Here is an 8,966-nt window from a genome sequence, read left to right as displayed (position 1 = left end):
GTTTATGATAAAAAATGAGATATTTTATTTTATTAAATTTTAACCTACATTCATAATTCGAAAAAAATAAAAATCAGACCATAGTTGAAGTCATTTTCAAAGTTTTAAAATGTTAAAAAAATTAACAAAATAAAAATAAAATAGAGTGAAAGAATATCAGGTAGTTTTACAAGATAAAAGTCAGGAAAAAGAAGTGCAAAATCCTATTGTATCATTTTGGGAAAACGCAAATTGCTTCACTGATTTTTGCTCGCCATGGAAAAGTGACCCATTTTCAAAAATAGAATTCAGAGCGTTCTGGGATCTTGAAAATTTCTTTTTTAATTTCAGAGTTTTTGATACCCAAATTTATATTGATCAAAAAGACGATAGTTTTGACAGTATTGGAAATTCAGATCGTGTAGAATTGTTTTTTAGAACGAACGAATCCTTAGATCCTTATTATTGTCTGGAAATGGATACAGCCGGGCGTTTAATGGATTTTAGAGCTCGTCCCAACAAAGAATTTGATTTTGACTGGAAATGGCCTAAAACCGATTTCGAAATCAAAACTTCAAAAGATGAAATTTCTTTTACAGTTGAAGGACGAATCAGTATAAAATCCTTAAAAGAGTTGAATTTAATACACAACAATACTATAGAAGCGGGTGTTTTTAGAGCTAAGTTTTTGGAGAATGAAAATCGGGAGTATGAACCTACCTGGATTTCCTGGGTAAATCCTAATACCGAAACTCCTAATTTTCATATTGCTTCTTCTTTTGGGAAATTTATTTTAATGGAATAGGGGTTTACAGGATGAAATGGTTTTTCCACAGAGTTACACAAAGGAATCACAAAGCTTCACGAAGTTATTTTAAAGTCTTTTTTTGTGTATCTCTGTGTGAGTTTGCTGAAGCAAGGAGTCTTGTGACGGTTAATTTAAATTTTTAAGGATGAGTTGAATTTTAAAAATAATCACGCAAAAGCACTAAGTTGCAAAGTTTTTTATACGTGATGCTTGTTGTTTTTATTTATATGTTTCGTTCCTGTGGAATTTTTATAGTACGAAGTTTCGTTTTTAACAAATTTATATTGTTTTTGACTAAGAAAGATCTATAAAATCTGCCAGATCTGTTGGAAAGAAAATTGTAAAGAATCGATATAAAAAAAAACTTGTCACTTGTTTGTAATCATTAGTTTGATTTAAGGGATATCCGCGTAAATCTGCTTAAATCAGTTAAATCTGCGTGAAAAAACAAAGATTCAATACGGTAAGCCTAACAGTACACAGATGACACTGGTTCGCTTTGCGAAGACGCGGATTAACACAGATTTTTTGCTTGTTTTGTGAGTTCTTGAAATAGCTCGATGCTTTTTAAGAACTCTGTGAAATGCTTAGTCAGCAAAGATTTTTAAAACATTTTTTGTGTATCTCTGTGTAACCTTATGTGTAACTCTGTGGAATTTACCGACAATCCAGTGTTATTTAGGAAACGTAAAAAGAAGCATTCTCCACATTAATAATATCTATTGGAAGTAAAATCGTTTCCGGAATATCTTTTCGGAATAAAAAGTGTTCAACCAAAGTACTCACGCCTAAATAAGCCTGTCGTTTTTGATTTTGATGAATTAAAAAATGAACCAATCCCTGATTCAGGAAATTCACATTTTTTTCCACTAAATCATAACCGATAACCGCAATCTTTTTATCCTTTACAGTAGACAGTATAGAGGCAATTTGGTACGCTTTTGAGGTCGTGATAAAAATACCTTTCAGATTTGGATTTTCGTCTAAAAATGCAGAAAATTTAGTTTCCACATTCTGATGTTTTAATTTTAGAGTGGTAAGTGAAAAACCACTGATCTTTTTCTCATCAAAGTAACTTTTAAAGCCTTTTTCTTTTTCCTGCATGTGTACCGCATTTTTAAGGCTTTCGTCAATATGTATGATGGCGATCTGACCTTCTGTTAAAATCAGATTCATTAGGCTGGCAGCTACACGACCACTTTTATGCAAATCCTGTCCAACAAAACTTTTTATAGATTCACCTTCAATTTGGTTGTTGAAGGTGTTTACGATGATGTTTAAATCGTCATATTGCTTTACAATTTCTACCGTTTCTTTGTGGAATAATGGAGCAATTAAAACAGCATCAGGCGATTTTTGGATAATGATATCATGAGCACTTAAGAACGATTTGGTGCTTTCCGGATTAAAGAAGTGTGTTTCAATAATAACACTATACGCTTTAAATTCGGTTTTAGCATCCTGGATTCCATTAATGCAGGGAAGCCAGTACGGGTCAATTTCCGGATCAGGCAGTAAAACACAAATTCTGTAAACTTTGGTGTTCTTTAAATTTCGTGCAATTAAGTTCGGTTCGTAATTAATGACGTTTAAAACTTCATTTATTTTGTCCAGTGCTGTAGGAGAAACTTTTCCTCTGTTATGCAAAACCCTGTCGACAGTCCCTTTCGAAACTCCGGCCATTTTTGCTATATCCTTAATGGTGTACTTTTTATCCATATTGGCAAATATAGAAACTTTGATTTGATTATTTAAAAATCCTGTAAGAATTAATTAGTGTGCTCGAGAACATTTTAATAGTGTGTTCGAGCACATTTTTTTGTTTTTTCTTGTTTTATAAAAATATAATCAATAGTTTCGTAGAATCAAAATCAAAAGAATAAGACCAATTTTTAACCAAGTTTCATTGTAATGTTTTGTTTTACAGTGTTTTATTATAAAATTTTCAAGTGAAAAAAATTACCTCATTAGCCCCGGGCAGAACCTGTCTCTTTGGAGATCATCAGGATTATTTAGGATTGCCGGTTATCGCCTGTGCAATCGATCGGAATATACAACTAATTGCCGAACAAAATCTGACTCAGACCTTTGTTTTAAATATGATTGATATTAATGAGATTCGTACCATTGATATTGACGCCACTTTCGACAAATTAGAACCCAGAGATTATTTTGCCTCCTCCTTACGTGTATTGCGCAGGTACGGCTGTGTGCCAAACGTTGGATACGACATTACTATTACGGGAGATATTCCAATAAACTCCGGAACTTCGAGTTCTTCGGCTTTGTTGATGGCATGGATTCGTTTTTTGATCGATGCTTATGGTATTGATCGTGAAGTTACTCCTGAGTTTATTTCCAAATTGGGTTATGAATCTGAAGTATTGGAACATGGAGAACCGGGTGGAATGATGGATCATTTTAGTATTGGGGTGGGGAATATTGTGTACATCAATACCAAAGATCCCTTTTCGTATAAAGTAATAGGAACGAGCTTGAAAGGCCTGATAACAGGAGTTTCGGGAGTTCCAAAAGAAACGATCGGTTTGTTGGGGGAGTTAAAAGGAAATGCTTTAATTTCTATTGATATCGTAAAGCAAAATTTCCCGGATTTTGATCTGCATGCTTCCAAAATAGAAGACCTGGATCGTTACCGAAATTGCTTGCCGGACCGATTGATTCCTTTCTTCGAAGCCGCATTAAAAAACTATCATTATACCAAAGAAGCTCTGAAAGAGTTTGAAAAACCGGTTTTAGATCTTAAAAAAATAGGCGGATTGATGAACCAGCATCATGAAGTTTTACGCGATTTATTAAAAATTACTGTACCGCGAATTGATGCTATGGTCAATGCTGCTTTGCGCGCTGGTGCTTACGGAGCAAAAATTGTAGGTTCAGGCGGAGGAGGAAGTATAGTCGTTATCGCAAATCCGGAAAAAGAAGATTTGGTGATCGAAGCCATTCTCGAAGCAGGAGCTCAGGAAGCCTATGCCGTAGCGGTTGATCCGGGTGTAAGGGTTATTGAAAATGTTGAGGTTTAAGTTGTGAGGTTTAAGTTGTGAGATTTAAGTTGTGAGATTTAAGTTGTGAGAGGTGAGAGGTGAGAGGTGAGAACCTGAAACAATACGCAGTTTTCAGTCGCAGTACACAGTGAAAACTGAGACCGAAAACTGAAAACTGAGACCGAGAACTAAAACCTGAAACAATTCCATGCCTAAATAGATTTAAGAAAATTAAAAATGAAAATACATAAATATGCATAACAATTTAGTTATTCTTGCGGGTGGAGCATCCTCGCGCATGAAAAAAGAAGCTATTTCAAACAATTTATCTGAGGAAGAAATTGCGCAGGCAAATGAAAGAAGTAAAGGGCTAATTGGAGTTGGAGCAAGCGGGAGACCTTTACTGGATTATCTTCTGCTGAACGCTAAAAAAGCAGGATATAAAAACATCTACATCATTATTGGTGAGCAGGGAGAGCTTTTTAAAGAGTTTTACGGCAGTCAGAATACCGATAACGATTTTCATGGACTTACTATTTCATTTGCTGTACAATACATTCCCGAAGGCAGAGTGAAGCCCTTTGGTACTGCCGATGCTTTGTTTCAGGCGGTAGAACAGTTTCCGGAGTTAAACACACAGCAGTATTCGGTTTGCAACAGCGACAACTTGTATTCGGCAGCTGCGTTATTGGCACTTAGAGAGACCAACAGTCCAAATGCGTTTATTGCTTACGATCGTGAAGCTTTGGAATTTCCTTCTGAAAGAATTTCGCGTTTCGCCATTGCTAAATTAGATCAGAACAATCAGTTGTTGGATATTTTAGAAAAACCTTCAGCCGATGTCTTAGCCGACTATAAAGATGTAGAAGGGAAAATCAGAGTGAGTATGAATACTTTTAAATTCAACGGAAGCACTTTATATACCCATTTGAAAAATTGTCCTGTTCATCCTGAGCGCGACGAAAAAGAGCTGCCTACAGTGCTGTTAAATGCTGTAAAAGAAAACCCAAATACAACAATAGGTATTCCGTTTTCAGAGCATGTTCCGGACCTTACGGCTAAAGAAGATATTGCTGATGTGAAGGAGTATTTGAAGCAATATTATCCGGTTTTAGACTGGAGTATTTAGGAAAAATTAACAAAAAATTGATATCTAATTTACAGATAAGTATAACTTATTAGACTACTTTTGTTTTAAAATTGCAAAAAATACGCACTGAATTGCGGGTAAATTGCGATATATTTGCAAAAAGTGTTGATGTTATTTTAGAGGAATCAAACAACTAATCTATTAACAATCAACCAATAAAATTATGTCAAAAATTGAGACTGCAATACATATAGAAAAGAGGAGTTCAATCATTCCGATGATTATTCTGACCGCGTTATTTTTTATATTGGGATTTGTCACCTGGTTAAACGGACCTTTAATTCCTTTTTTTGAATTAGCGTGCGAGTTGTCTTCTTCTCAGGCTTATTTTGTAACTTTTGCGTTTTATATTGCCTATTTTGTAATGGCAGTTCCTTCGTCGTGGGTCATTGAAAAGGTAGGGTACAAAAATGGTATTTCTTTAGGATTATTAATCATTGCAGCCGGAGCATTTATGTTTTATCCGGCCGCCGAAAGCCGAACCTTTTTACTGTTTTTAATTGCTTTGTTTGTGATGGGAACCGGTCTGGCAATTTTGCAGACGGCTTCCAATCCTTATGTAGTAGTAATTGGACTGAGAGAAAGTGCAGCAGCCAGAATTAGTGTATTGGGAATCGCTAATAAACTGGCAGGTTTTGTAGCGCCATTGCTATTAACAGCATTGGTACTGTCTAATATGCAGGAATTTACAGCAGATAAGATTGCCGTTTTGGACGCCGTTTCAAAAACAAATGCTTTAAATTCACTTGCATTACAATTGCAAAGACCCTATCTTTATATGGGATTGATTATAATGGTTTTAGCGCTTTTGGTAAAACTGTCTCCACTTCCGGAAATTGATTTGGATGAAGAAGGAAATGTAGCGCATCTGAGTATTTTTAAGCAAATTAGAAATGCTTTCAGACGCCCGCAATTGGTTTTAGGAGTAATTACTTTGATGCTGTATTTAGCAGCCGAAGTCCTGGCGGGAGATTCGATTGGAGGATTCGGGAAACAACTAGGCGTATATGGAGCCGAAGGGAATTTTTATTTAAAACTAACTTCGTTTACCATGTCGGCAATGGTTGTAGGGTATATATTAGGGATCACATTAATTCCAAAATACCTTTCACAAGTAACAGCTTTGAAAGGATCCGGAGTTTTGGGAGTCATTTTAGTGTTGGCCATAGTATTGATTTCGCCAAAAATAATGATTCAGTTACCGGGGATTCCAAACTTACCGGTGGTGATACTTTTAGTAGCGTTATTAGGTTTGGCAAACGCACTTTGCTGGCCGGCAATCTGGCCGATGGCATTAGAAGATTTGGGAGGTTATACAAAAATTGGAAGTGCAATTTTGATCATGGGGATCATCGGAGGAGCAATTTTTCCTTTGTTCTACGGAATGATCACAGAAAATATAAATGCAGCAAATACGGCAAATGGTACCGTGGGAGTTTCAAAAAGCGGGAATCAGATTGCTTATTTAATGCTGCTGCCATCGTATTTAATGATCCTTTTTTACGCAGTAAAAGGACATAAATATCGTAAGTGGTAAGATGTAACGAGTAAAATTAAAAAACTATATCATGTTAAAAAGTAAAATCGACAAAGCAACAGGGTTCGAAAAACGTTTCGAAAACATCAATACGGTCGTTTTTGAAAATTCCGGCGATGCATCAAAAGAAGTAGCTCAGGAAATTGCGGCTTTAATTCAATCCAAACAAAAAGAAAACAAACCTTGTATTTTAGGATTAGCAACAGGTTCTTCTCCAAAAGGACTATATGCTGAACTGGTTCGTTTACACAAAGAAGAAGGCTTGAGCTTTAAAAATGTAATTAGTTTTAACCTGGATGAATATTATCCAATGGAACCAAATTCAATCAACAGTTACGTTCGTTTTATGAAAGAATTGCTGTTTGATCATGTCGATATTTTACCTGAAAACTACCACGTTCCGGACGGACTTTTGACCAAAGAACAAATCGCTGATTATTGCCACGATTATGAGGCAAAGATTGAAGCTCTTGGCGGAATCGATTTGCAGATTCTTGGAATTGGAGGTAACGGACATATTGGTTTCAACGAATCGGGATCGTTACAAAACTCTAAAACACGTTTAGTGGCTTTAGATCATATTACCAGAGTTGCGGCAAGTAAAGACTTCTTCGGATTGAGTAATACGCCAAGAACAGCTATAACACTTGGAGTAAAAAAGATTATGGAAGCCAAGCAGGTAATTTTATTGGCTTGGGGAGAAGGAAAATCAAATATTGTAAAGAAATCGGTAGAGGATGAAGTAACCAATCGTGTACCGGCTTCCTTTTTACAGGAGCATAACAATGCGGTATTTGTTTTAGACAAAGAAGCTTCTTCAAAACTTACCAGAATCAACAAGCCTTGGTTAGTAGAAAAAGTAGTATGGACGGATAAACTGACTCGTAAAGCCGTTTTAGGATTAGCACTTCAGCTTAAAAAACCAATCTTAATGCTTACCGATGCTGATTATATCGAAAACGGAATGAGCGATTTGTTAGCTGATTCAGGTCCTGCATACGATATTAACATTAAAATATTCAACAAACTTCAAAATACAATCACAGGATGGCCAGGTGGTAAGCCGAATGCGGAAGACACCAACCGTCCGGAAAGAGCAGAACCGGCTAAAAAGAGAGTATTGATTTTTAGTCCGCATCCCGATGACGATATCATCAGTATGGGGGGAACTTTCATGCGTTTGCAAGAGCAGGGCCATGAAGTACATGTGGCGTATCAAACCTCCGGGAATATTGCTGTAGCCGATGATGAAGCTTTGCGTTTTGCAAGATTCGTAATTGATTACAATGAAAAATTCGGAATCAAAAGCGAAGAAGCAGACAATATTTACCAAAAAGCAGCGACTTTCTTAATCAATAAAAAGAACAGTGAAATTGATATTCCTGAAGTTCGTTACATCAAAGGATTGATCAGAAAAGGAGAGGCGAGAGCAACCAGTCATTTTGTAGGTTTAAGCGATGATCAAATTCATTTTATGGAATTACCATTCTATGAAACCGGAACCATCGAGAAAAAACCAATCGGAAAAGAAGATATTCAATTGACGATGGATTTAATTGAAAAAATCAAACCGCATCAAATTTATGCCGCAGGAGATTTAGCAGATCCACACGGAACACATAAAGTGTGTCTGGATGCTATTTTTGAAGCTGTAAAAGCATTGAAACCAAAATCATTCATGGACGATTGCTGGTTATGGTTATACAGAGGAGCATGGCAGGAATGGGGAATTGACGAAGTGGAAATGGCGGTACCAATGAGCCCTGATCAGGTTTTAGCAAAACGTCACGGTATCTTCAAACACCAGTCTCAAAAAGACGGCGTTGTTTTCCAGGGAACCGATGCCAGAGAATTTTGGCAAAGAGCCGAAGACCGAAATGCCGAAACAGCAGCTTTATACCAACAGTTAGGTTTAGCGACCTATGCTGCAATGGAAGCTTTCGTGAGATGGCATTACTAAGGTTCAAAGGAGCAAAGGTTCTGAGGAGCAAAGGTTTTAGTTATCAGTCTCAGTTTCAAACTTACTGTGACTGAAAACTGCGACTGAAAACTGAGACTGAAAACTATTTTTTAATCTCTGGCAAAAGAAAATATTAAAAGGGGCTAAGGTTCTGAGGTGCTAAGTCACTAAGGTTTTAAGTTTTAATATTCGCCACGAATTCACGAACTATTCTAAGTATAATTCGTGAATTCGTGGCGAAATCATTTGCCCGAATAGTTGTTTTTTATTAATCGTTAGTTTGGCAGTACGTTTTAAAAAGAGGTTAAGGTCTTGCGACTGAAAACTGAGACTGAAAACTATTTTTTAATCTGTGGCAAAAGAAAATCTTAAAAAGTTCTAAGGTTTTAGTTATCAGTCGCAGTTTACAGTGTCAGTGGCAGTAAGTTTGAAACCGAGACTGAAAAACTGAGACTGAAAACTATTTTTTAATCTCTGGCAAAAGAAAATATTAAAAGGGGCTAAGGTTCTGAGGTGCTAAGTCACTAAGG

General features: G+C 36.3%; 6 protein-coding genes. 5 read left to right on the top strand and 1 reads right to left on the bottom strand.

Features of this window, described 5'->3' with window-relative positions; translation table 11 throughout:
- Positions 1–145: 145 nt before the first annotated feature.
- On the top strand, positions 146–784 hold the full coding sequence (locus JO950_RS19210) for a sugar-binding protein (RefSeq protein WP_202704089.1): 639 nt from the start codon (positions 146–148) through the stop codon (positions 782–784).
- Between the two features lie 681 nt (positions 785–1,465).
- Here the strand turns inward: JO950_RS19210 and JO950_RS19205 are convergent.
- Complete coding sequence (locus JO950_RS19205; RefSeq protein WP_202704088.1) at positions 1,466–2,506, bottom strand: LacI family DNA-binding transcriptional regulator; 1,041 nt, start codon at positions 2,504–2,506, stop codon at positions 1,466–1,468.
- Positions 2,507–2,736: 230 nt separating this feature from the next.
- Here JO950_RS19205 and JO950_RS19200 point away from each other — a divergent pair, with 230 nt between their 5' ends.
- From JO950_RS19200 to nagB, 4 genes are all read left to right on the top strand, one after another.
- Positions 2,737–3,828 (top strand): mevalonate kinase, encoded by a 1,092-nt coding sequence (locus tag JO950_RS19200; RefSeq protein ID WP_202704087.1) that lies wholly within the window; start codon positions 2,737–2,739, stop codon positions 3,826–3,828.
- A 214-nt stretch (positions 3,829–4,042) separates the two neighbouring features.
- The gene (locus tag JO950_RS19195) at positions 4,043–4,918 is read left to right on the top strand and encodes a sugar phosphate nucleotidyltransferase (protein ID WP_202704086.1); all 876 of its coding nucleotides are present in this window, start codon (positions 4,043–4,045) and stop codon (positions 4,916–4,918) included.
- A 184-nt stretch (positions 4,919–5,102) separates the two neighbouring features.
- Positions 5,103–6,476, top strand: coding sequence for a sugar MFS transporter (locus tag JO950_RS19190; protein WP_237732394.1), 1,374 nt, complete (start codon positions 5,103–5,105; stop codon positions 6,474–6,476).
- A 31-nt stretch (positions 6,477–6,507) separates the two neighbouring features.
- On the top strand, positions 6,508–8,436 hold the full coding sequence (gene nagB, locus JO950_RS19185; RefSeq protein WP_202704085.1) for a glucosamine-6-phosphate deaminase: 1,929 nt from the start codon (positions 6,508–6,510) through the stop codon (positions 8,434–8,436).
- Positions 8,437–8,966 lie beyond the last annotated feature (530 nt).

Origin of the sequence: Flavobacterium sp. UGB4466 (assembly GCF_903469665.1) — a bacterium.
In the GTDB taxonomy this organism is placed as follows: domain Bacteria; phylum Bacteroidota; class Bacteroidia; order Flavobacteriales; family Flavobacteriaceae; genus Flavobacterium; species Flavobacterium lipolyticum.
Note: the sequence above shows the minus strand (reverse complement) of the source record. Positions and strands in the feature narration are given on the sequence as shown.

Bases quoted from the DNA above. Each gene is read 5' to 3' on its own strand.
- JO950_RS19205 (WP_202704088.1), bottom strand. From the start codon at position 2,506: ATGGATAAAAAGTACACCATTAAGGATATAGCAAAAATGGCCGGAGTT.
- JO950_RS19195 (WP_202704086.1), top strand. From the start codon at position 4,043: ATGCATAACAATTTAGTTATTCTTGCGGGTGGAGCATCCTCGCGCATG.
- JO950_RS19190 (WP_237732394.1), top strand. From the start codon at position 5,103: ATGTCAAAAATTGAGACTGCAATACATATAGAAAAGAGGAGTTCAATC.
- nagB (WP_202704085.1), top strand. From the start codon at position 6,508: ATGTTAAAAAGTAAAATCGACAAAGCAACAGGGTTCGAAAAACGTTTC.